General features: G+C 59.8%; 20 protein-coding genes, 1 tRNA gene and 1 pseudogene. 9 read left to right on the top strand and 13 right to left on the bottom strand.

What is annotated here, in order from left to right:
• Positions 1-7: 7 nt before the first annotated feature.
• From ACWHXD_RS01645 to ACWHXD_RS01635, 3 genes and pseudogenes are all read left to right on the top strand, one after another.
• A pseudogene (locus ACWHXD_RS01645) lies at positions 8-1302 on the top strand (murein hydrolase activator EnvC family protein).
• Positions 1303-1332: 30 nt separating this feature from the next.
• Positions 1333-2646 (top strand): S41 family peptidase, encoded by a 1314-nt coding sequence (locus ACWHXD_RS01640; RefSeq protein ID WP_003187790.1) that lies wholly within the window; start codon positions 1333-1335, stop codon positions 2644-2646.
• Between the two features lie 2 nt (positions 2647-2648).
• The gene (locus tag ACWHXD_RS01635) at positions 2649-3422 is read left to right on the top strand and encodes a divergent polysaccharide deacetylase family protein (protein ID WP_138761739.1); all 774 of its coding nucleotides are present in this window, start codon (positions 2649-2651) and stop codon (positions 3420-3422) included.
• Between the two features lie 103 nt (positions 3423-3525).
• Here the strand turns inward: ACWHXD_RS01635 and ACWHXD_RS01630 are convergent, their stop codons facing one another.
• From ACWHXD_RS01630 to ACWHXD_RS01600, 7 genes are all read right to left on the bottom strand, one after another.
• Positions 3526-4281, bottom strand: a complete 756-nt coding sequence (locus ACWHXD_RS01630; protein ID WP_098949799.1) for a substrate-binding periplasmic protein — start codon at positions 4279-4281, stop codon at positions 3526-3528.
• A 66-nt stretch (positions 4282-4347) separates the two neighbouring features.
• Positions 4348-5118, bottom strand: a complete 771-nt coding sequence (hisF, locus tag ACWHXD_RS01625) for an imidazole glycerol phosphate synthase subunit HisF (protein ID WP_003187786.1) — start codon at positions 5116-5118, stop codon at positions 4348-4350.
• Between the two features lie 9 nt (positions 5119-5127).
• On the bottom strand, positions 5128-5865 hold the full coding sequence (gene hisA, locus ACWHXD_RS01620) for a 1-(5-phosphoribosyl)-5-[(5-phosphoribosylamino)methylideneamino]imidazole-4-carboxamide isomerase (protein ID WP_032894030.1): 738 nt from the start codon (positions 5863-5865) through the stop codon (positions 5128-5130).
• Positions 5866-5904: 39 nt separating this feature from the next.
• Positions 5905-6162, bottom strand: a complete 258-nt coding sequence (locus ACWHXD_RS01615) for a DUF2164 domain-containing protein (RefSeq protein WP_014716514.1) — start codon at positions 6160-6162, stop codon at positions 5905-5907.
• A complete protein-coding gene (gene hisH, locus ACWHXD_RS01610; RefSeq protein ID WP_003187782.1) occupies positions 6163-6801 on the bottom strand; it encodes an imidazole glycerol phosphate synthase subunit HisH in 639 nt (212 codons plus the stop codon). It abuts the gene before it with no gap.
• Entirely contained in the window at positions 6801-7397 is a 597-nt protein-coding gene (hisB, locus tag ACWHXD_RS01605; protein ID WP_003187781.1) for an imidazoleglycerol-phosphate dehydratase HisB, read from the bottom strand. Before hisB ends, hisH begins: the two co-directional genes overlap by 1 nt.
• 339 nt (positions 7398-7736) lie before the next feature.
• On the bottom strand, positions 7737-9398 hold the full coding sequence (locus ACWHXD_RS01600; RefSeq protein WP_003187780.1) for an OFA family MFS transporter: 1662 nt from the start codon (positions 9396-9398) through the stop codon (positions 7737-7739).
• Between the two features lie 326 nt (positions 9399-9724).
• On the opposite strand from ACWHXD_RS01600, the gene ACWHXD_RS01595 reads away from it, so the two are divergent.
• From ACWHXD_RS01595 to ACWHXD_RS01580, 4 genes are all read left to right on the top strand, one after another.
• Positions 9725-11941, top strand: a complete 2217-nt coding sequence (locus tag ACWHXD_RS01595; RefSeq protein WP_138761740.1) for an AsmA family protein — start codon at positions 9725-9727, stop codon at positions 11939-11941.
• Positions 11938-13005, top strand: a complete 1068-nt coding sequence (mutY, locus tag ACWHXD_RS01590; protein ID WP_032894035.1) for an A/G-specific adenine glycosylase — start codon at positions 11938-11940, stop codon at positions 13003-13005. Before ACWHXD_RS01595 ends, mutY begins: the two co-directional genes overlap by 4 nt.
• Positions 13002-13274 (top strand): oxidative damage protection protein, encoded by a 273-nt coding sequence (locus tag ACWHXD_RS01585; protein WP_032894036.1) that lies wholly within the window; start codon positions 13002-13004, stop codon positions 13272-13274. The genes mutY and ACWHXD_RS01585 overlap by 4 nt, the downstream gene beginning before the upstream one ends.
• A gap of 103 nt (positions 13275-13377) precedes the next feature.
• Positions 13378-13453, top strand: a tRNA-Phe gene (locus ACWHXD_RS01580).
• 129 nt (positions 13454-13582) lie between these two features.
• On the opposite strand, the gene ACWHXD_RS01575 is transcribed toward ACWHXD_RS01580, so the two are convergent.
• The 4 genes from ACWHXD_RS01575 to ACWHXD_RS01560 are packed head-to-tail and all read right to left on the bottom strand — an operon-like array spanning position 13583 to position 18363.
• Positions 13583-15310: an FAD/NAD(P)-binding protein gene (locus tag ACWHXD_RS01575; RefSeq protein ID WP_138761741.1), complete on the bottom strand. Its 1728-nt coding sequence runs from the start codon at positions 15308-15310 to the stop codon at positions 13583-13585.
• A gap of 56 nt (positions 15311-15366) precedes the next feature.
• Positions 15367-17028 carry an acyl CoA:acetate/3-ketoacid CoA transferase gene (locus tag ACWHXD_RS01570; protein ID WP_138761742.1) on the bottom strand — a complete coding sequence of 554 codons (1662 nt, stop codon included), beginning with the start codon at positions 17026-17028 and terminating at the stop codon, positions 15367-15369.
• The gene (locus ACWHXD_RS01565; protein ID WP_032894038.1) at positions 17025-17408 is read right to left on the bottom strand and encodes a cupin domain-containing protein; all 384 of its coding nucleotides are present in this window, start codon (positions 17406-17408) and stop codon (positions 17025-17027) included. The genes ACWHXD_RS01570 and ACWHXD_RS01565 overlap by 4 nt, the downstream gene beginning before the upstream one ends.
• Before the next feature lie 58 nt (positions 17409-17466).
• Positions 17467-18363, bottom strand: a complete 897-nt coding sequence (locus ACWHXD_RS01560) for a DMT family transporter (RefSeq protein WP_044270608.1) — start codon at positions 18361-18363, stop codon at positions 17467-17469.
• Between the two features lie 101 nt (positions 18364-18464).
• Between ACWHXD_RS01560 and ACWHXD_RS01555 the strand changes: the two genes are divergently transcribed.
• Both ACWHXD_RS01555 and ACWHXD_RS01550 read left to right on the top strand, forming a co-directional pair.
• Positions 18465-19403 (top strand): LysR family transcriptional regulator, encoded by a 939-nt coding sequence (locus ACWHXD_RS01555; RefSeq protein ID WP_050499452.1) that lies wholly within the window; start codon positions 18465-18467, stop codon positions 19401-19403.
• Positions 19404-19566: 163 nt separating this feature from the next.
• On the top strand, positions 19567-20238 hold the full coding sequence (locus ACWHXD_RS01550; protein WP_138761743.1) for a YajG family lipoprotein: 672 nt from the start codon (positions 19567-19569) through the stop codon (positions 20236-20238).
• Positions 20239-20274: 36 nt separating this feature from the next.
• On the opposite strand, the gene ACWHXD_RS01545 is transcribed toward ACWHXD_RS01550, so the two are convergent.
• Both ACWHXD_RS01545 and ACWHXD_RS01540 read right to left on the bottom strand, forming a co-directional pair.
• Positions 20275-21882 (bottom strand): ArnT family glycosyltransferase, encoded by a 1608-nt coding sequence (locus ACWHXD_RS01545; RefSeq protein WP_138761744.1) that lies wholly within the window; start codon positions 21880-21882, stop codon positions 20275-20277.
• Positions 21883-21969: 87 nt separating this feature from the next.
• The gene (locus ACWHXD_RS01540) at positions 21970-22935 is read right to left on the bottom strand and encodes an arsenic resistance protein (RefSeq protein ID WP_138761745.1); all 966 of its coding nucleotides are present in this window, start codon (positions 22933-22935) and stop codon (positions 21970-21972) included.
• Positions 22936-22972 lie beyond the last annotated feature (37 nt).

Below are 22972 nucleotides of genomic sequence, written 5' to 3'. Positions count from 1 at the left end.
CGCCTCTATGCTTCGCGCCTTGATAACCCTTGCTCTTGTCTGCCTGCTCCAACCGGCGTTTGCCGATGAGCGTGCACAAACCCAACAACAGTTGGACGCTACGCGTCAGGACATTACCGAGCTGAAAAAGCTGCTCGGCAAGCTCCAGGAAGAAAAATCCGGGGTGCAGAAAGACCTGCGCGGCACGGAAACCGAGATGGGCAAGCTGGAGAAGCAGGTCCAGGAGCTGCAAAAAGAACTAAAGAAGAGCGAGTCGGAACTGGAGCGACTCGACGCTGAGAAAAAAAACTCCAGAGCGCACGCGTTGAACAGCAACGCCTGATCGCGATCCAGGCCCGTGCCGCGTACCAGAGCGGCCGCCAGGAGTACCTCAAGCTGCTGCTCAACCAGCAGAACCCGGAAAAATTCGCCCGCACCCTCACCTATTACGATTACCTGAGCCAGGCCCGCCTGGCGCAATTGAAGGGGTTCAACGAAACCCTGCGCCAATTGGCCAATGTCGAACAGGAAATCGCCGACCAGCAATCCCAGCTGCTCGACCAGAAAACCGCCCTGGACACCCAGCGCGACCAGCTCGATAAAGTACGCAAGGAACGCCAGCAGGCCCTGGCCAAGCTCAACAGCGACGTAAAAGCCCGCGACGCCAAGTTGCAGGCCCGCGAGCAGGATCAGGCCGACCTGGCCAAAGTGCTCAAGACCATCGAAGAAACTCTGGCCCGCCAGGCACGCGAGGCCGAAGAAGCGCGGCAAAAAGCGCTGATCGCCCAGCAGGAAGCCGAAAAAAAGCGTCAGCGTGAGGCCGAACTGGCTGCCACCACCGACGCTCCAGCCCCGCGCAAACCGGCGCGTGCAGCGCCTGGCCCGCTGGTTTCCAGCAGTGGCGAGTCGTTCGGCGGCCCTTTTGCTTCAGCGCGCGGCAAACTTCCATGGCCGGTTGATGGTCGATTACTGGCACGCTTTGGGGAAACCCGTGGCGATGACACCCGTGCCAAGTGGGATGGCGTGATGATCAGCGCCTCTGCCGGCAGCCAGGTCCACGCCGTGCATGGTGGGCGCGTAGTGTTTGCCGATTGGTTGCGGGGCGCCGGTTTGCTGGTGATTCTTGACCACGGTAATGGCTATTTAAGCCTTTACGGCCACAATCAGACATTACTCAAGTCGGCAGGTGATGTTGTAAAAGCCGGTGAATCCATCTCCACTGTCGGTAACAGTGGTGGCCAGGACACCCCGGCGCTGTACTTCGCTATTCGTCAGCAGGGCCGCCCGAGCGACCCTGCACAATGGTGCCGGTCCCAAGGATAGGGTCGCATCTACATTAGGAGTTCGTTCGACATGCTGCATTTGTCCCGCCTCACTTCGCTGGCCCTGACGATCGCCCTGGTGATCGGCGCGCCTCTGGCTTTTGCCGACCAGGCCGCACCGGCTGCACCCGCCACGGCGGCGACGACCAAGGCGCCGTTGCCGCTGGACGAGCTGCGCACCTTTGCCGAGGTCATGGACCGGATCAAGGCAGCGTATGTCGAACCCGTAGACGACAAGGCCCTGCTGGAAAATGCCATCAAGGGCATGCTCAGCAACCTCGACCCGCACTCTGCCTACCTGGGCCCGGAAGATTTCGCCGAGCTGCAGGAAAGCACCAGCGGTGAGTTCGGCGGCCTGGGCATCGAAGTGGGCTCCGAAGACGGCCAGATCAAAGTGGTCTCGCCTATCGACGACACCCCGGCGTCCAAGGCCGGTATCCAGGCCGGCGACCTGATCGTGAAGATCAACGGCCAGCCGACCCGTGGCCAGACCATGACCGAAGCCGTCGACAAGATGCGCGGCAAGCTCGGCCAGAAAATCACCCTGACCCTGGTGCGCGACGGCGGTAACCCGTTTGACGTGACCCTGGCGCGCGCGACCATCACGGTCAAGAGCGTGAAGAGCCAGCTGCTGGAGTCGGGCTACGGTTATATCCGTATCACCCAGTTCCAGGTCAAGACCGGCGACGAAGTGGCCAAGGCCCTGGCCAAGCTGCGCAAAGACAACGGCAAGAAGCTCAACGGCATCGTGCTTGACCTGCGCAACAACCCAGGCGGCGTGTTGCAGTCGGCGGTCGAGGTGGTCGACCACTTCGTCACCAAGGGCCTGATCGTTTACACCAAGGGCCGTATCGCCAACTCCGAGCTGCGCTTCTCGGCCACCGGCAACGACCTCAGCGAGAACGTGCCACTGGCGGTCTTGATCAACGGCGGCAGCGCCTCGGCCTCGGAAATCGTCGCCGGCGCCCTGCAAGACCTCAAGCGCGGCGTGCTGATGGGCACCACCAGCTTCGGCAAAGGCTCGGTGCAGACCGTATTGCCGCTGAACAACGAGCGTGCGCTGAAGATCACCACCGCGCTGTATTACACGCCCAACGGCCGCTCGATCCAGGCCCAGGGCATCGTGCCGGACATCGAAGTACGCCGCGCCAAGATCACCAACGAAATCGATGGCGAATACTACAAAGAGGCCGACCTGCAAGGCCACCTGGGTAATGGCAACGGCGGCGCCGACCAGCCAACCGGCAGTCGCGCCAAGGCCAAGCCGATGCCCCAGGACGATGACTACCAACTGGCCCAGGCACTCAGCCTGCTCAAGGGCTTGAGCATCACCCGCAGCCGTTGATCATGCGTCTTGCCCTGATCATCGCTGTGCTGTGCAGCCTGGCAGGGGTCGCTCAAGCGGCCCCTGCCAGCGAACCGCACAAAGCCTACCTGACACTGATCATCGACGACCTGGGGCAAAACCTGCCTCGGGATCGCCGCGTGCTCGCGCTACCCGGCCCGGTGACCACCGCCATCATGCCGGACACGCCCCACGCCGCCGAATTCGCCCGTGAGGCCCACAAGGCTGGCAAGATCGTGATCCTGCACATGCCCATGGACCCGGCCACCGGCCCCTTCGCCTGGCACCCGGAGCTGTCCATCGAAGAACTGGGCAAGCGCCTGGACGCAGCGTTCGATGCTGTGCCCTACACCGCAGGCATCAACAACCACATGGGCAGCCGCATGACCGCACAACCGGCGGCGATGGCCTGGCTGATGGGTGAGTTGCAACGGCGCCACAAGTTCTTCGTCGACAGCCGCACCAGCGCGCAAACCGTCGCCGCCGCCGAGGCGCAGAAGATCGGTTTGGCCCATGTGTCGCGGGATGTTTTTCTCGATGACGAACGCACCGAAGCGGCGATTACCACGCAGCTGCAAACCGCAATCAAGCTGGCGCACAAGCAGGGCTCGGCGGTGATGATCGGGCATCCTTACCCACAGACGCTGGCAGTGCTGGAGCGCGAATTGCCCAAGCTCAAGGCGCAGGGCGTGGAGTGGATCGATATCAAGTTGATGATCAGCGTGCGCAGTAACCGGGCGATGGCCGGGCATGGCAAAAACGGCATCTATCGCTGACACCCCCCTGTAGGAGCGAGCTCGCTCGCGAAAAACTTGAGACCGCCGCGTACCCCCTGGATACCCGCGTCATCGTTGACGTCCTTCGCGAGCAAGCTCGCTCCTACAGGTAGTTGGCCATGATCTGGTCGATACGGCCTTCCTCACGCAACTGGTCCAGCGCGGACTGAAGCTTGGCCACCAGCTCATCCGGCACGTCCTTGTTCAACGCCAGGTAAAGCTGCGCACTGTTAAAGCGCAATACGGTCTTGAGCCCGTTCACCCCCACCTGCCGCGCCAGGTAACGCCCAGCAGGATCGCCAGTGGCCCACAGGTCGATCTGGCCCTCCATGAGTTTTTGCGCGTTGTCCTGGTCACGCAGGGCGACAATCGGCTTGAGCCCCTGCTTGTCCAGGCTTTCGGCAATGGCGTCGCCTTTGTAGGCGCCGATCTTGTATCGGCGCGCCTGCTCAAGGTTTTGCAGCTGGATCTTGCTGTCGGCCTTGGCCAATAGCACCCAATCGTCCGGGCCGATGGGGCCGACCCATTTGAACAAGGCTTCACGGTCTGGCAACCGCGCCATCACAAACACGCCGTAACCGGGTTTTTCCAGGGCGAGCTTGTAGATTCGCTCCCAAGGGAAACGCAGGGTCAGGTTGTAGGAAATGCCGGCGCGCTTGAAGGTTTCGCGCATGATGTCTACGGCGATGCCTTCGATATTCTCGTCCTTGGCGAAGTTCTTGCCGTTTTTCGCCATGTTGTAGGGCGGGAAATTTTCCGTCAGCAGCACCAGGGAGGCGTCAGACGGTTGTTCGGCGTGTGCCGTAGCCACCATAAGCATGGAGGAACTGGCGAGGGCGAGCAGCAGGTGTTTGAACATGAAGGCTACCGGAATCCATGGCAAGCGCAGAGAGTGCCGCGAGCCTGCCATGGTGTCCAGCAGCGTTTAGCGCACGACGATACCGCGTGCGGCCATGTAGGCCTTGGCCTCGGGTACTGTGTATTCGCCAAAGTGGAAAATACTCGCCGCCAGCACTGCGCTGGCGTGGCCTTCAAGCACGCCATCGGCCAAGTGCTGCAGGTTGCCCACCCCACCCGATGCGATCACCGGAATGCCGAGGGCATCGCTGATGGCGCGGGTGACGCCCAGGTCGAAGCCGTTTTTCATGCCGTCCTGGTCCATGCTGGTCAGCAGGATCTCACCGGCGCCAAGGCCTTCCATCTTCATCGCCCACTCCACCGCGTCCAGCCCGGTAGGCTTGCGCCCGCCGTGGGTGAAGATCTCCCAGCGCGGGGTTTCGCCCGGGCCGGACACCTTCTTGGCGTCGATAGCCACCACGATGCATTGCGAGCCGAAGTGCTGCGCGGCTTCGCCGACAAACTCGGGGTTGAACACCGCGGCGGTGTTGATCGAGACCTTGTCGGCACCGGCGTTGAGCAGGTTGCGGATGTCTTGCACGGTGCGCACGCCGCCGCCCACGGTCAGCGGGATAAACACCTGGCTGGCCATGCGCTCGACGGTATGCAGCGTGGTGTCGCGGCCATCGACGCTGGCGGTGATGTCGAGAAAGGTAATCTCGTCGGCACCTTGCTCATCGTAGCGACGGGCAATTTCCACCGGGTCGCCGGCGTCACGGATGTTCTCGAACTTGACGCCCTTGACCACGCGACCGTTGTCGACGTCCAGGCAAGGGATGATGCGTTTGGCCAGCGCCATGGTCAGTCCTCAGCCGTTGTAGGCATCGCAGTAAGCCTGGGCTTCGGCGACGTCCAGAGTACCCTCGTAGATCGCACGACCAGTGATGGCACCGATGATGCCGGGGGCCTTGGCGTCCAGCAGCGACTTGATGTCACCCAGGTTGTGAATGCCGCCGGAAGCGATCACCGGGATCTTGGTGGCCGCTGCCAGGGCTGCGGTGAAGGGCACATTGCAGCCCTGCATCATGCCGTCTTTGGCGATGTCGGTATAAACGATGGCAGACACGCCGTCGGCTTCGAACTGCTTGGCCAGGTCGATCACCTGCACGGTGCTGATTTCAGCCCAGCCGTCGGTAGCGACGAAACCATCTTTGGCATCCAGGCCTACGATCACTTTGCCCGGGAAAGCGCGGCAGGCTTCGGCGACGAAGGCTGGGTCTTTCACGGCCTTGGTGCCGATGATCACGTAGCTCACGCCCGCCTTGACGTAGTGCTCGATGGTTTCCAGGGAACGGATACCGCCGCCGATCTGGATCGGCAGGGTGGGGTAGCGCTTGGCGATGGCAGTAACCACCTCGCCGTTGACCGGCTGGCCTTCGAAGGCGCCGTTCAGGTCCACCAGATGCAGACGACGGCAGCCCCCTTCTACCCATTTGGCAGCCATGCTCACCGGGTCATCGGAGAACACGGTGGAATCTTCCATGCGGCCTTGGCGCAGGCGGACACAAGCGCCGTCCTTGAGATCGATAGCGGGGATAATCAGCATCTGGCAAACCTTATTCGATATTCAGCAATGCTTGGGAAATCAGGGTTTCTCAAGCGACCACAAGTCGCTTTCGATGCTTTCGAACCTTTCCTTAAGGAGCGTCTGCGTGTCGAAAACCGCCCTGTTGTAATAATGCGGCGCCACTTCGGTGGTGAACAGCTCAAGAATCTCGGCGACCTCGAACGAGCCCAACTTGAGCTCGAAGCGGTCCTCCATGAAACGTTTGATCTTGTCGGTGGCCGCACGCTCCTGCTCGGGCGTGAGGTTCAAGATCGGCGGCTTCGGTTTCTTGGCCATTTACCAGCGACCATCCCACGCGGCGAAGTTCTGCAGCAATTGCAGGCCATGGGTATGGCTCTTCTCCGGGTGAAACTGCACGGCAAAACGCGAACCATCGGCCAGCGCGGCGGCAAAATCGACGCCGTAATGCCCGCCACCCACCACCTGGCGCGGGTTACCGGCGGCGATGTAGTAGCTGTGCACGAAGTAGAAACGCGCCATGTCCGGGATGTCGTGCCACAGCGGGTGGTCGACGGTGCGACGCACTTCGTTCCAGCCCATGTGCGGAACTTTGAGGTGCTCGCCCTCTTCATGCAGGTCTTTGCCGAAGAACTTCACCTGGCCCGGAAACAGGCCGATGCAGTCGACACCACCGTTCTCTTCACTGCTGTCGAGCAAGGCTTGCATGCCCACGCAGATGCCGAGGAATGGGCGGTCCTGGCTGACCTCGCGCACCAGGCTGTCAAAGCCCAGGCGGCGGATCTCGGCCATGCAATCGCGAATCGCGCCAACCCCGGGGAACACCACGCGGTCGGCTTCGCGAATCACGTTGGCATCGCTGGTGATCAGCACCTTGCCGGCGCCTACATGCTCAAGGGCCTTGGCCACCGAGTGCAGGTTACCCATGCCGTAATCGATAACCGCGACCGTCTGCATTACAGGACGCCCTTGGTCGACGGCATTTGCCCGCCCATGCGCTCATCGACTTCCACAGCCATGCGCAACGCGCGGCCGAAAGCCTTGAACACGGTTTCGATCTGATGGTGGGTGTTGGTGCCGCGCAGGTTGTCGATGTGCAGGCTGACCAGTGCGTGGTTGACAAAGCCCTGGAAGAATTCCTGGAACAAATCCACATCAAAGCCACGGCCCACGTTCGCGCGGGTGTAAGGCACGTGCATCTGCAAACCCGGGCGACCGGAGAAGTCGATGACCACACGGGACAGCGCTTCGTCCAGCGGGACATAGGCATGGCCGTAGCGACGGATGCCTTTTTTGTCGCCGATGGCCTTGGCAAACGCCTGGCCGAGGGTAATGCCCACGTCTTCCACCATGTGGTGGTCGTCGATGTGCAGGTCGCCCTTGCCGACGATATCCAGGTCGATCAGCCCGTGACGGGCGATCTGGTCCAGCATGTGCTCAAGAAAAGGTACACCGATATCGAATCGGGCCTTTCCGGTGCCATCCAGGTTGATCGAGGCTTTGATCTGGGTTTCCAGAGTGTCGCGCTCGACAGATGCCTTACGTTCGGCCATCACCAGCTCCGCAAAATCATTGGGCGAAAAAGGCAGCCATTATAGGGGCGCGGGCGCTAAACAGAAACAACGAAGGGGATAAGACTGATGGAGTGTCGGGGATAGACATGTGCATACATGTGAAGCACAGCCCCTGAAAACCTGGGAAACCAATATGGGAGGGGGCTTGCCCCAATGCCAGTCAGCTAAGACTCTGTAGGAGCGAGCTTGCTCGCGAAAAACTCACAGGCGCCGCGTTCATTCAGAAACCGCGCTTTATCGTTGACGTTTTTCGCGAGCAAGCTCGCTCCTACAGAGGGTAATCCATTGGGGCAAGCCCCCTCCCCCAAGGGTTTGCTGTTAGTGGAACAGTACTGCGGTCTTCTGCAGGGTCACCCACACACCCCACGCCAACGGAATACCTACCACCAGCCACGCGGCAATCGCCAGCGGCTTGCTGGCGGCGGAGGCCTTCCACTCCAGCACGGTGCTCGCATCGGCACCTTTGTCATGGCCCAGCGCCTGTTCGGCGGCAAGTTCGGCATCGGTCATGAAGTACTTGTCGGCCACCGGGCGCACCAGCAGGTTGCAGATGAAGCCCAGCACCAGCAAGCCGGCGAGGATGTACAAGGTGATGTCGTAGGCCGCGGCGCGTTCAACGCCTATGCTCAACTGGTATTCACGCAGGTAGTTCACCAGCACCGGGCCCAACACGCCCGCAGCGGCCCAGGCGGTCAACAGGCGACCGTGGATCGCGCCAACCATCTGGGTACCGAACAGGTCGGCCAGGTAGGCCGGAACTGTGGCAAAACCACCGCCGTACATCGACAGGATGATGCAGAACGCCGCCACGAACAGCGCCACGTTACCCAGGTGCCCCAGGTTCGGGATCAGCGCATACAGGGCAAAGCCCAGGGCAAAGAACACGAAGTAGGTGTTTTTACGCCCCAGGTAGTCAGAGAACGACGCCCAGAAGAACCGGCCACCGATGTTGAACAAGCTCAACAGACCGGTAAAGCCAGCGGCGATGGCCGCAATGGACGCCAACTGGCCCGCATCCAATTGACCAAATGGCACATCGACACCCAGCAACTTGCCGCCGAACACTTCCTGCAGCAGTGGCGAAGCCATGCCGAGGATGCCGATACCGGCCGAGACGTTCAGGCACAGCACCAGCCATACCAGACGGAACTGTGGGGTTTTCCACGCAACATTCACATGCACATGGCGGTGAGTGATCATCGCATTGCTGGCTTTCTTCGCTGGCGCGGTCCAGCCCTCAGGCTTCCAGCCGGTTGGCGGAACGCGGTACAGCAGTGCACCACCGATCATGAACACGAAGTAAATCGCCGCCATCACCACAAAGCTCTGCCATACACCGACGCTGGTCGGCGAAGAGAAATGGCCCATCAGTGCTGCGGCCAAAGGTGCACCCACCATCGCGCCGCCGCCAAAGCCCATGATCGCCATGCCGGTGGCCATGCCACGCTTGTCCGGGAACCACTTGATCAAGGTCGAAACGGGCGAGATATAGCCCAGGCCCAGGCCAATACCGCCAATGACCCCGGAGCCGATCCACATCAGCCAGATCTGGTGGGTATAGATACCCAAAGCCGAGATCAGCAGGCCACCACACCAGCACAACGCGGAGACTACACCGGCCTTACGCGGCCCGGCGTGTTCCAGCCAGCCACCCCAGATCGCTGCGGAGCAGCCCAGGAAGATGAAGAACAGGGTGTAGATCCAGCCCAGCATGGAGATGGGCCAGTCGCATTGGGACGAGAAGACTTGAGCGATAAAGCCCATGTCCGGTGCGCAAGCCACTGGCGCGGTGATGCCCAGCGCCTTGGACAACGGCAGCCAGAACACCGAGAAACCATAGGCCATGCCGATGCACAGGTGGATGGCCAGGGCGGCCGGTGGAACCAGCCAGCGGTTGAAGCCCGGCTTGGCGATGATGCGCTCCTTGGACAGGAACGCAGGCTGTGCGGCGTCAGTGCCGGCCACAGTGCTAGTGCTCATTTGGTGTTTCCCCCAGTTATTGGTATGCGTCCGTCAGGCGCTCTCTCCCTCGGCCTTGCACGCAAAGCGTGGCCGTTTTGTTGAGTGGAACTTCCCTTTAGGCGCGACCTTAAGTCGCAGAAGGCGGACGAACGTGCAGAGATTAGCACCAGTGGATGTGAGAAAAATCAGATTGCCACTACCTTTTTGGATTATCTGTATTTTTCTGACGTCAAAATCCTATTTCCGCGCCCATGGATACAATGTAACGATCCGTGAACTGACGCGGGCCGTCGAGCGCTATACTCTGCGGCTAAATTTTGAAATCGACATACAAGGACTCGCCCATGAAAGCGTTCGGCAAAATCCTGGGTCTGGTACTTCTCGGGCTGTTGCTGATCATTGTGGCGCTCGGCTTTGCCCTGACCCACCTTTTCGATCCCAACGACTACAAAGAAGAAATTCGCCAGATAGCCCGCGACAAGGCCCACATCGAGCTGACGCTCAATGGCGATATCGGCTGGAGCCTGTTCCCCTGGCTGGGCCTGGAACTGCACGAGGCCAGCGTCGCGACCCTGACCGCACCCACCCAACCTTTCGCCGACTTGCAGATGCTCGGCCTGTCGGTACGCGTACTGCCACTGCTGCGCCGCGAAGTGCAGATGAGCGATGTGCGTGTCGAAGGCCTGAACCTGCGCCTGAACCGCGACAAGCAAGGCCACGGTAACTGGGAAGACATCGGCAAGAACCTGCCCGACGAAACCACAGGTACCCCCGCTCCCGCGCCGGTCGAGGCCGTGGCGGAAACCAAGCCGGAAAAGCCACCGCAGCCGATCCGCCTGGACATCGACAGCCTGACCATCAACAACGCCCGCGTCGAATACACCGATGAACAGACCGGCAAGCAGCTGAGTGCCGAAAGCATCCAGTTGAGTGCCGGTGCCATCCACGAAGGCGCCAGCATCCCGCTGAAACTCACGGCGTTCCTGGGCAGCAACCAGCCGCTGATGCGGGTCAAGACTGAGCTGAACGGCAACTTGCGCATCCAGCGTGCGCTCAAGCGTTACCAGTTCGAAGACATGCGTTTTAGTGGCGAGGCCACTGGTGAGCCGTTGCAGGGCAAGACGGTGAGCTTCTCCACCCAGGGCCAACTGCTGGTGGACCTGGCGGCCAACGTCGCCGAATGGACCAACCTGAAACTGGCGGCCAACCAGTTGCGCGCCTTGGGCGAACTGAAGGCCAATGACCTGGACAAGACCCCGCAGATCAGCGGCGCGCTGTCGGTCGCCCAGTTTGACCTGGCCAAGTTTCTTGAGAGCGTCGGCCACCCATTGCCTGCGATGGCCCCGGGCAGCCTGAGCAAGGTCGAGCTGGTAAGCCGCCTCAAGGGCACGCCCACCAGTGTGGCCCTGGAAAACCTGAACCTGAAACTCGATGCAAGCACCTTCAGCGGCCGTGTCGCTGTCGAGGACTTCGCCAAGCAGTCACTGCGGGTACAGCTCAAGGCCGATACCTTCAATGCCGACAACTACTTGCCGGCCAAATCCGAAGCGGCCAAAGGCGCAACCGCCGCACGCCAAGCCGAAGTACAGAGCAGCGAAGCCGGCGCCATGGCGGCAGGCGGCAACACGCCATTGCCGGAGGCGCCGACCAAGGGCGCCTGGAGCAACGACAAACTGCTGCCGCTGACCCGCCTGCGCAGCCTGGACGTGAATGCAGACCTGGCCTTTGGCGAGCTGACCCTGAGCCAATTGCCCATTCAGAACGCGGTGCTCAAAGCTTCCGGCATCGACGGGCAACTCAAGCTCGACACGCTCAGCGGCGGTCTCTACAACGGCACGTTCCAGGCCAACGGCACACTTGACGTACGCCAGGACACACCCGTGCTGGCCCTGCAAAGCCACATCAAGCAGGTGCCTGTTGAACGCATCCTGCAGGCCCAAGGGAAAACCCCGCCGGTCAAAGGCCAGCTCACCCTCGACAGCAACCTCAGCGGCCGCGGCAACAGCCAGAAAGCCCTCATCGAGAGCCTCAACGGTACCGCCAGCCTCGTGATCAACAACGGCGTGTTGCTCAATGCCAACATCGAGCAGCAGCTGTGTACCGGCATCGCCCTGCTCAACCGCAAGACCCTGAGCACCACCCCAGGCGGCAAGGACACGCCCTTCCAAGAACTGCGCGGCAACCTCACGTTCCGTAACGGCGTGGCCAGCAACCCCGACCTGAAAGTGCGTATCCCGGGCCTCACGCTCAACGGCAACGGTGATGTGGATTTGCGCGTGCTGGGCATGGACTACCGCGTGGGCATCATCGTCGAAGGCGACAAGCGCGACGTGCCGGACCCGGCCTGCCAGGTCGGCGCCAACTTCCAGGGCATTGAGGTGCCGCTGCGCTGCCGGGGCCCGCTTGAGCTGGGCGCCAAGGCCTGCCGCCTGGACAAGGACGGCCTGGGCCAGGTCGCTCTCAAGGCGGCCGGCAATCGCCTCAACGAGAAGCTGGAAGAAAAACTCGACAAGGTTAACCCCAAGCTCAAAGACGCATTGAAAGGCCTGTTCAACCGATGAGAAACGAGCAGTTTTCACAAGCGGTACTGGACTGGTACGACCGCCATGGCCGCCACGATCTGCCCTGGCAACAGGGCATCACCCCTTACCGGGTGTGGGTGTCGGAGATCATGCTGCAACAGACCCAGGTCAGCACCGTGCTCAACTACTTCGACCGCTTCATGGCGTCCTTGCCGACGGTCGAAGCCCTGGCCGCCGCACCGGAAGATGAAGTGCTGCACCTGTGGACGGGCCTGGGCTACTACACCCGGGCGCGCAACCTGCAAAAGACCGCGAAGATCGTGGTGGCCGAATACGGCGGCGAATTCCCCCGCGACGTGGAAAAGCTCACCGAGCTGCCGGGCATCGGCCTGTCCACCGCTGGCGCGATTGCCAGCCTGAGCATGGGCCTGCGCGCACCGATCCTCGACGGCAACGTCAAACGCGTGCTGGCGCGCTTTACCGCGCAAGAGGGTTACCCGGGCGAGCCCAAGGTGGCCAAGCAGCTGTGGGCCACTGCAGAGCGCTTTACGCCCCATACCCGCGTCAATGCCTACACCCAGGCGATGATGGATATGGGCGCCACGCTCTGCACCCGCAGCAAACCCAGTTGCCTGCTTTGCCCGCTGGAAAAAGCCTGCGAAGCCCACATGCTGGGCCTGGAAACCCGCTACCCGATCCCCAAGCCGCGCAAGACCATCCCGCAAAAGCGCACGCTGATGCCGATGCTGGCGAACGCAGAAGGCGCGATCCTGCTTTACCGTCGCCCTTCTACGGGCTTGTGGGGCGGCTTGTGGAGCTTGCCGGAGCTGGACGACCTGCAAGACCTGGATCACCTCGCCAACCAGCACGCGCTGGCGCTGGGCAAGCATCAGGAACTGCCCGGGCTGGTCCACACCTTCAGCCACTTCCAACTGGCTATCGAGCCTTGGCTGGTCCAGGTCGAGGAAACCGCCCATCACGTGGCCGAGGCCGACTGGCTCTGGTATAACCTCGCCACCCCGCCGCGCCTGGGCCTTGCCGCCCCGGTGAAAAAACTGCTGAAGCGCGCGGCCGACGTATTGAACGCAGGAGTTTCGTCATGACCCGCACCGTTATGTGCCGCAAGTACAAAGAAGAACTGCCAGCCCTGGAACGCCCTCCTTACCCAGGTGCCAAGGGCCAGGACATCTACGACCACGTCTCAGCCAAAGCCTGGGGCGACTGGCAAAAACACCAGACCCTGCTCATCAACGAAAAACGCCTGAACATGATGAACGCCGAAGACCGCAAATACCTGCAGGGCGAAATGGACAAGTTCTTTTCCGGCGAGGAATACGCCCAGGCCGAAGGCTACGTCCCACCTGCTCAATAATTGATCAAAAACCGGGGTCTGCACGTAAGCGACGGTAATAATTAAATATTTTTTGAAAACTTGCTTGACGACCCCCTGAAAAACCCGTTTAATGCGCCCCGTTGCCCAGATAGCTCAGTCGGTAGAGCAGGGGATTGAAAATCCCCGTGTCGGCGGTTCGATTCCGTCTCTGGGCACCAAAATACCGAGAAACCCCAAGGAACAATGTTCCTTGGGGTTTTTTATTGCCTGCGATTCAACCGGCTTCAGGCCCCGCAGCCCAAATGATCTGCGCGGGCTTGATTTAAATGGCCAGGCTCAAAGCGCCCTCAGACCAACTGCGTCGTCGGCGACGCCAGTTCCCCTCGCACGGGTGCCCCAAGCACGTTTGCGTTCCCCTGAGCAGCCTTCAGGCCGTAGCGTCTATTCTGCCGGGTGCTCGCCGAAGCAGAAGCCGTACGACCTCTTCGAGTGACAGAGCGACGACGAGGCGCTCGCGCCGAAGGCAACGCCGCGTGAGAGATGCTGCCTGACAATACGCTGAGCGCATCTTCAACCTGACGCCGCGCCAACCTGACGTTGACGTCCATCGCATTCGTCCAGAAATACGTGCCAGCGGCCAGGCTGCCAAGTACCGAGACATGAGGCCAGGCCTCACCAGCTGCACCCACCAACCTTCCTGTCTCGAAGTCCAACTCAAAGCCGCCGAACTCATTGGGCCTGGCCAACTTGCGCCGGAGCAGATTCACCACGAGCGGCACGTCAGACTGTTCCACCTGAACGGAGTAACCGGTGGCGTTGATAACATACTCACTCTCGACGACGGTACGAAATGCACTGCGACGGTCGTCAATGCGCGTCTCAAAGACCTTTGAAGCCTGGTTGTAAGTGACTTGCCTGACGCCGCCGAGCACCAGTATTCGGTCAGCCTTCAGCAACGCCTGCAACTTATGAGCATTTTTGACCGGCACCGAGACTCGGTAAGAAGACCAGAGACTGCCGAATGTCGTCTGGAATACCTGCTTGTCGTCGCGAGACAGGCGATGCCAGACATAATCGATAATGGAGTTGGTCGAGTAAATGACCGACTGCCACAGACGCTCGGCATTGTCTGCCTGCATGATCTCGGACGTTATGTAGTCCAGCACACCAGCGCCTGAATTCATGATGCGCTTCAAGTCCACGGCGTCACCGGTAACCTCCTCGATCTCACGCAGCAACATCGTAAATACGTCATGCAGCTTGAGCTGGCCCCCATTTGCATCACAGAAGTTATCGATGTGGGCCCGGGTCAGATGAGTCAGTGTATGAGGCCGATTAAAGGTACCGCGCACACTGGGCAGACGGCCGGTGCGCGATGCCATGACAATTTTCCCCTGGTGCCCGGCTTCTGTCAGTGAGAGCACAGTGTCAATGGCTGACAGCCCGGTCCCTAGCACACACACCGAAGCGTTGGCCGGTATGTTGCGCACCATGTCCCGGGTTGGGTATGGGGTGCGCACGAAGCCAGCCACATCATTGAGCTGAGTAAACCGCGTGGATGGCAGGTTTCCCATGCTGAGGACAACCCGATCCGCCACGTAGGCCACGCCGCTCTCGGTATCAATGCAAGGGCGCTGGTCAGACAGTGAGATCAAGTCTGTGACGGTTGAGGTCACTGCAGTGACCTTAATGCCATGGGCGCGGGCCACGGCCATCGTCTGCTCATACTGATGTGCCAGGTATCTGCCGAACAGGCTGCGCGGCAGGAAGGCGTGATCGTCGATGACTGTTTGTGGAAAATCTACCGCCTGATCTGCGCCATGCTGTTCCAGCCAGCGAATAAAATGCCGCTTGTCGCCTGCTACCGCAGACATGGCGTCGGCTCGCGTGTTGAGCAAGTTGCACTCAAAGTCGTCCTGGTACGCATAACCCGGCCCAGGTGTTTTCTGTGACTCAAAGATCAGCACATCCAAATGATGACTCAGCCCCTGACGAACAGCTTCATCAATGAGTTGCGTAAAATATGCAACGCCGACAGAACCACCGCCCACTATGGCAATTGTTATTTTTTTCATGGTGTTTTCCAAAACGCGTAGTGCGAAGAATGAAGAGCCATCAATGAAATGATGAGTTAGTCACGCGAACGCCAGTACTTGTCCGTGACAGAGAGCGGCTGATGGAGAAAAATCGACGCAGGCATCAACTCCACGTGGTCAGCCACGATAATATCGGCCGTACTGCGAGCGAGAATATCGCGCTCGATGTCGATACCCGGCGCAACTTCCTTGAGTATCAAGCGGCCGTCTTTCAATACGAGCACAGCCCGTTCAGTGATGAACAGAATCGGGCAGTTGCGTGATTGCGCATGGGCGGCATTGAAGCTCATGTGCTCAACGGCTTGAATAAACTTGGTGATATCCCCTTCACGCTCAATGATTAATTGTCCGGCTTCAAACCCCAGTTCCAAACCACCGGCCGTGAAGGTTCCACAAAACACTACGCGCTTGGCGCTTTGCGAAATGTTGATAAAACCACCGACGCCGTTGAGCCGCCCGCCGAATCGACTGATGTTGACGTTGCCACGGCTGTCGGCCTGACCAAACCCGAGGAAGGCCAGATCGATTCCGCCACCATCATAGAAGTCGAACTGGCTGGCTTGATCGAGAATCGCTTGAGGGTTGCTCGAAGCGCCGAATGACAGCCCGCGCGCAGGCGTCCCACCGATAACCCCTGACTCGACAGTAAGCACATGGGCGGAGCAGCGCTCCTCGCTCGCCACCCTTGCAATGTACTCCGGGGTGCCAATACCCAGGTTAACGATCGGCGCGTTGTACCGGGCTATTTCATACAAGGCTCGGCGCGCGACGATTTTTTTGGCGCACAGCGGTAACGGCGTGACGGCGGTATCAGAGCGTGAACGCCCGGTATAGGTGTTGTTTCTGACCTCACCGTAGGTTTGCCAATGCGTGTCTGGCGTGGATAAAACCAGATAATCCACAAAGATCCCCGGAATACGGATGGTCTGAGGATCAAGCGAGTTACGGTCGACCAATTCCATCACTTGCACGATGACGATACCGCCGCAATTGTGAACGGCCTGCGCCTGGGCGAGGCTGTCCTGAAAGTTGGCTTCGTCCTCCATGCTGATATTGCCGTCGACATCTGCTCGGCTTCCGCGCAAAAAGGCGACATTGATGGGCATCGACGGATAGAAAAGTTCTTCACGCCCCCCAACGTTTACTACTGAGATCAGCTCTTCAGTCGTAGCCGGGCCGACTTTGCCCCCCTCCTGCCTGGGGTCGATAAAGGTGTGCAAGCCAATCCCTGAGAGCACCCCACTTTTGCCCCCGGCGATTGAGCGGAACAGGTGGCTTATCACGCCCTGAGGCCAGTTGTGCGCTTGGATTTCACCACGCAGTGCCATCTGGCCTATCGACGGGGCAAGGGCCCAGTAGCCTCCGATCACCTTTTTCAGCAGGCCTTTGACAGCCAGTTGATTAAGCCCACGGCTGGCCTTGTCACCCTGACCGGCCGCAAAAACCAGGGTCAGGTCTGATGGCTGTGCGGTAGCGGCAAAGCGCGCCGCCAGCGCTTCGGTGAGCAAGTCAGGGTGCCCGCAACTGCCGAACCCCCCAGTGGTAATCGTGCAGTTATCGGGTACCAGGGCGGCCGCCTGGCTGGCGGTGATGACGCGCTTTGGCTCCATTACGTAATCACTGCCGAACGAGGCCGCTGCAAGCGCAGCTCCCGGGGCCGCCTGGACGTTGAAGCCGCTATTGAGGGCGCCCATCATGCCTGCGCCTGCGCCAGGGAAACGGTCTGCACGGGCTTTTCCCACACCACCAGGAAGGTGCAGCCTTCATCGCTCCACAGCGCATGCTCACTGTCAGGCGGGCAGACTTCAAGCGTGCCTGCTGGGTGTGCACCGGCATCGTTATGCAGCACGCCATCGAGCACGAAAATCAGTTCGTAGCCAGGATGAAGGTGGCGTTGGGTACGGGCACCCGGCTGATAACGTACCAGGGCCGCTGATGGGCCATCCACTTCCGGGCCTTGGTACAAATGCACGATGTCGGTCTTGGTTCGGCCATTGGCGGTATAAGGTACCCACGGCAAGGCTTCTTTGCTGCGTACTGCGTTGAGTACATCTTTAAGGATTTGTCCGGTATGCATGATACTTCCTTGTTCGCTGGATAAAGAGGCGTTAGATAGGGGTGGTTAAACGTTGAGCTCACTTCTTGACATGGGTGCACGCATAAACAGCCAGTGCGGTAATCGCAAAACCCACTGCGTTAATTGCACTGAACGATTCACCGAGAAATACAAAGCCCATTAAGGCTGTGACTGCGGGAATAAGATGGAACAGGCCTGCTACTTTGCTCGCCTCACCTTTGCGCATGAGAATGTAGAGGATGCTGATAGCGCCAATAGAGTTGACCAGTGACAACCAACCGGACGCGAAGATCATTGTTGGGGTCCACTGAACCGCGAGGTTTTCAAAGTGGTCGGCGAGAAAGAACATCACGAAAGAGGCCGTGGCCAACTGAATAAAACCGCCGGTGCGCAAGTCCATGCCGGTGCAGTATTTCTTCTGATACAGGCTGCCGGCCGTGATGCCAACCAGTGCCAGCACTACGCACAAGTAACCTGTCAGGCTCGCTGTTGCACTTACACCCAGCTGTTCATAGACCACCAGGGCCACACCGAACAATCCGCCCACCAAGCCGAGCCACTCAACACGACTGACTTTTTCGTTAAGAAACCGGGTGGCGCCCAACGCGGTAAACACCGGCATCGTGCCGACAATCAGCGCGGCCACAGCGGCCGACACGCCCAGATCCAGCCCCATGTACAGGCCAGCAAACTGAAGCGCCTGGATCAAGATGCCCACCACCACCAGATGGCCGAACTGAGCGCGGGTTTTCGGCCACGGTGCTTTCGTCGCAAGCGCCACGCCCAGCAGGATCAGCGCCGCACTGGCAAAGCGAATGAAGATCAGGGTGTAGGGCCCCACAAAGGGGAGTGCCACTTTGCCCACGACATAACCGGAACTCCACATGACGATGAAGAGCAAAGGCAGTAGAGTGGCGGGCAGGGCAATATTGAAACTTCTGGTCAGGGCTTTCATGAATCCTCCAAGGTTTAACCGCTAGAGAATTCAAAGTATTTAACCCACCCGCTGCGCACAATACGGCCAAAAAGAACAAGCCTGTGTCCTCTGGAGAAACAATGGAATCTTTCTCAGATAATATTTCGGATGTCTTTGTTTTCGTTAAAGTTGTCGAACTGAAAAGTTTCTCCAAAGCGGCCCGTTTCTTCGGTTCGACCACCTCAACCGTCAGTAAACAAATGCGCAGGCTTGAGGAAACGCTCGGGGCCAAGTTGTTAAACCGCACCACGCGAAGCCTGGCGCTCACAGAAGCGGGAGAACTTGCCTATCAGCACGGTGTTCGGATTACCGAGGAAACCGGCGCATTACTCAACTCGGTCGAGAGCTTGCAATCAGCGCCCCGAGGCCACCTGCGGGTCACCACATCGGTTGCCTTTGGCAATCTCCACTTGAGCAACCTGGTTGGGCAATTCCTCAACGCCTACCCCGATATCAGCGTCACGCTCTCTTTGAGCGACCGCTATGTGGATATTGTCGAAGAAGGGTTCGATATTGCGATACGTCTGACCAGTACGCCCGTTGACAGTTTTATAGCGCGACGCTTAGCCAAACTCGATTACGTACTATGCGCAACACCCGGTTATTTAAGCAGCCACTCCCCCATCGCCACGCTCGGTGATTTGGCCGCACATAACTGCTTGATCAATGGCCTGGCGCGGGAAGCATCCTGGCGTTTTATTCGCGATGGCGAAGTGACCGAAGTGCGCGTATCAGGGCGTTTCAGCGTCAACAGCAGTGAGTCGGTGAGGCAGGCCGTGATGGAAGGTGTGGGCATAGGCTTGCTGCCCACGTTCTCCATCGCCGAGGATCTGCGCAAGGGCAGCCTCAGCGTGATTTTGCCCAAGTACATTGCAGAGGGCACTTTCGGCGACAGCATTCATGCGATTTTCTTGCCGAGCAAGTTTGCCGTGCCCAAGTTGCGGGTCTTTGTGGACTTCCTGATTGAGAAATTCGAAGACGGTGGTGGATGGTTGCCAGCCCCACAGAAGGCGGAATAACCACGGCTGCCATGACGACCAAGACCGCTGCCCTGTATCCTTAGTGGCTTAGTGCCTGCGATTGGCAGAGGAAAGCCATGAGGCTTTTATCCTCCGTGCTGGTTATTTTTCTCTGGGTTCAATCGTTCAGCCTTTACCCAATTCTCAGTTGTAAGGTTTTTTCATGACCCGCTTCTTGCTTTGCACCCTATTCATACTGACCGCCCTGCTCAGTGGGTGTGCCACGCAGTTGGACGTAGCAATCAACGCGACGCCTGATCCCGATTATCAATTTGACCGACAGGCAACCGTGTTGGTGACCTCCACGGGCGGCAGCGATGAAAACTCGCTCAATGCCCGCTACTACCTGCGCGACATGGTCCGCGCCATGCAGGACCAGGGCTTTCGCAATGTCTTTACCGATACCACGCTGCCCAAGAACCACGCGCCGATCAAAATGACCGTCACCCTGGATGTCGACAGCAAGCAGGTGACGTATCGCTACACCGCTACCGAATACGGGCAAGTGGCAAAAAGCACCACCACCCAATGCAAGAAGAACAAGAAAAAGACCGACCAGCTGACCTGCACCAGCACCCCAAACACCTCCTACGGCCCGGTAGGGACCTCGGAGCGCACCGGCTACACCACGCTCACTACCTTCCGGGTCACGGCTCGCGATGAAGCGAGCAGGCGTGCGGTCTACCTGCTACGGGCGTCGTCCTATAACGACGACTGCCAAGCCGCCAAGGTCGAAGCCTTCCTGGTACAGCAGGGGTTGCAGAACCTGAATTTCCAGGACCGTGTGCAGCGCAACTATACGGTCACGATGCCTGAAAGCTTCCGCTGCAAATAATCATCTGCTCGACAGGCCCTTCGCTAAAGGGCCTCCTTACTTGAGCAAAAATACCATCAACGGGTTGTCATTCAAGCGCCCCTGATAGCTCGGCGCCAAGTGCTCCACCGGCGAGCCCTTCAACAGCGCGGTCTCCTTGCGCGACACAATCACCCAGCAGGGCCGGGGCAGTGCCGCCAGTTTTTCAAGCTCGTGACGCCCGACAAACAGCGGCTGCTCATCGTGATCCAGGTTCATCATGTAGCGCACTGCCCAGGTATCTCGCGCCAGGTCGACAAACACCAAAGGGCCCGGCTGAGCCTCACGCAACACCTCCACCTGGCTGACAAACCGCCGGGTATCGAATTGCAGGTCCTTGGCCGGCTCTATCACCGTCACCAGCAACAACCATTGCGCCGCCAGCGCGATCAGACTGAGCCACACCAACCGCCATGCTCGCCGCCAGGCCAGCAACGCCGCAACTTGCAGCACCACCAACGCGCCGATCATCAACGGCAAGGAAATCTGCGGCCAGTAGCCCTGCTTGTGCCAGGCGTGTCGACACACAAACAACACCACCACGCACAACGTCGGCAGCGCCGCGACCAGCCATTCGTAGCCACGGCGCACGCCTACCAGCCAGCCTTGCGCATGCAGCAGCCCGTAGGCAGCGACCGCCGCGAACATGGGCACCATGGGCAGAATGTAATAAGCACGCTTGAAATGCGGTACCGACAGGCCGAACAGAATGATCAAGCCGCAGCCCCCAAGGCGCACCAGCAATTGCAGGTGCTCATTGGCCCAGCGTTCGGGCCACCGATGGCGCAACGCAAACAGGGTCGCAAACGCCAGCGGTACCACCGGGAAGTAGCGGTACAAGCTCAGTTGGAAGTAAAAGTAGAACGGCTCACCCGACTCATCCAGACGCCCCCCGACTTGCATCTTGAACACTTCATCGGCAAAGGCATCGCCACCACTGAACCGCGCAAGCTTCATCAGTAGCCACCAGCACGCGGCGAGCAACACCAAGCCGATAACGCCGTGGATCAGCACCTGCCGGACACGCTCCCCCGGCTTGCCCAGCGCCCAATACACACACACCACCGCGCAGACCTCAATCAACCCCAGCGGCCCACGTATCGCAAACCCAAGGATGAACAACGGGAACACCGCCAGTTGCCTCAGCCGTGACCCGAGGCGCTCGCCGGTGTGCAGCAGGTAGAAACTGCCCACGCATAACAACGCAACCATCTGATCCAGGCACACCGAGCGCGACTTTTCGAGCAACTGGGCGGTGAGCAGTGTGAGCAGCACTGTCAGCAGTGACCAGGCGCGGCTATAGGGCGCCAGCAAGCGGTACGTCAGCGCGATCACCCCCGCCGAGGCGAGCGCCGTGGGCAGCACATTCGCCAAGTGGTTCGGCGCGTCAAACAAACGGGCGAATAGATAACTGAAGAAGGTCGCGGTGCCGGGGTAATCCGCATAGGGTTGGCCGTAGGTGGTGGGGAAAAGGCTCGCACCATGGCGATACATTTCCTGCATGAACAGCGCCCAACGCCCGTCAAAACCCTGGGGCTGCTGATCCCAGATGCCCACTGTGAATAACAAGAGAGCGACCAGGAAAATACCCAGTGACTCCAGGCGAAAACGGTTGCGGTGATCCATCGGGTGACCTGTCAGGTGGGAAGCGCTGGCGTATGGTGCCGAACGCGCCCCTGAATGGCGCCTGAACAGATCTGAACATTCACGCGGTTACCGACTGGTGGGCCACACCACTGCCGGAATCAGGCGAACGTAGAGCAATTCGGCAACCAACTCGATCAGGGTTTGCAGGATCACCACCGTTGCGGCCAAGCCGCGCACATCCTCCGGCAGGGCCAGCGCCAATGGCAAAACCACCAGCGAGTTACGGGTCGACGCACTGAAGGTCACCGCCCGCGCCGTCAACGCTGGCAGTGCGAACAGCCGCGCAGCCACAATGCCCATCAGCGGCGCCAGCAACACAAAGGCCACGTAGACCGGAATGACTGGCAGCAACAAATTGATATCCCGTACCACCGCCGTGATGTGCGAAGCCAGCACTACAAACAACACCAACGCCATTGCCGGCACCGGCATCCACGCCCAGGCGCTGCTCCAAAGACCGATAGCGCTCGAACGCCGCGCGAGAGCGCTGGTTAGGACCGCCAGAAGCATCGGCACCACAATCAACCCCACGAACGCCTCGACAAAAGGCCCTGCATCCACCACCACGGAGGATTGCTCGCCCAACATCAGCCCCAGGTACACCGGCAACAACAGCAGTTGCAGCAACAGCAGCAGCGGTGTTGCCGCCAGCATCGACCGCGAATCGCCCTTGCCGATATGGGTAAACACCACCACATAGTCGATACAGGGCGTCAGCAACACCAGCAGAGCGCCCACCAGCAACGCCGGGCGTTCCACCAGGCCGCGGGTCAACCCCCACACCAGCAAGGGCACCAGGATGAAATTGGCTAACAGCAAGGCCGCCAGGAAACGCTTGTTGCCCAAGCCCTGGCGCAGCTCAAGAAAGGGGATCTGCAAAAACATCGCGTACATCAGCACGGCGATGGCAGGTGTCACCCAAAGGCTGAGGCCCTGCGCCGACAAGGGCCAGAGCAGGCCGAACGTGACGGCCACAAAGACGGCAACGAAGTAGATCGGGACCTGATGGTGCTCCAGGGTGTCACGGGTCATGGGCGGGCTCTGGTGGATCAATAGACTGTCAGCCTAA

This window comes from Pseudomonas fjordensis, assembly GCF_976987115.1.
The sequence above is the reverse complement of the archived record's forward strand: the minus strand, read 5'-3'. Positions and strand labels throughout refer to the sequence as shown.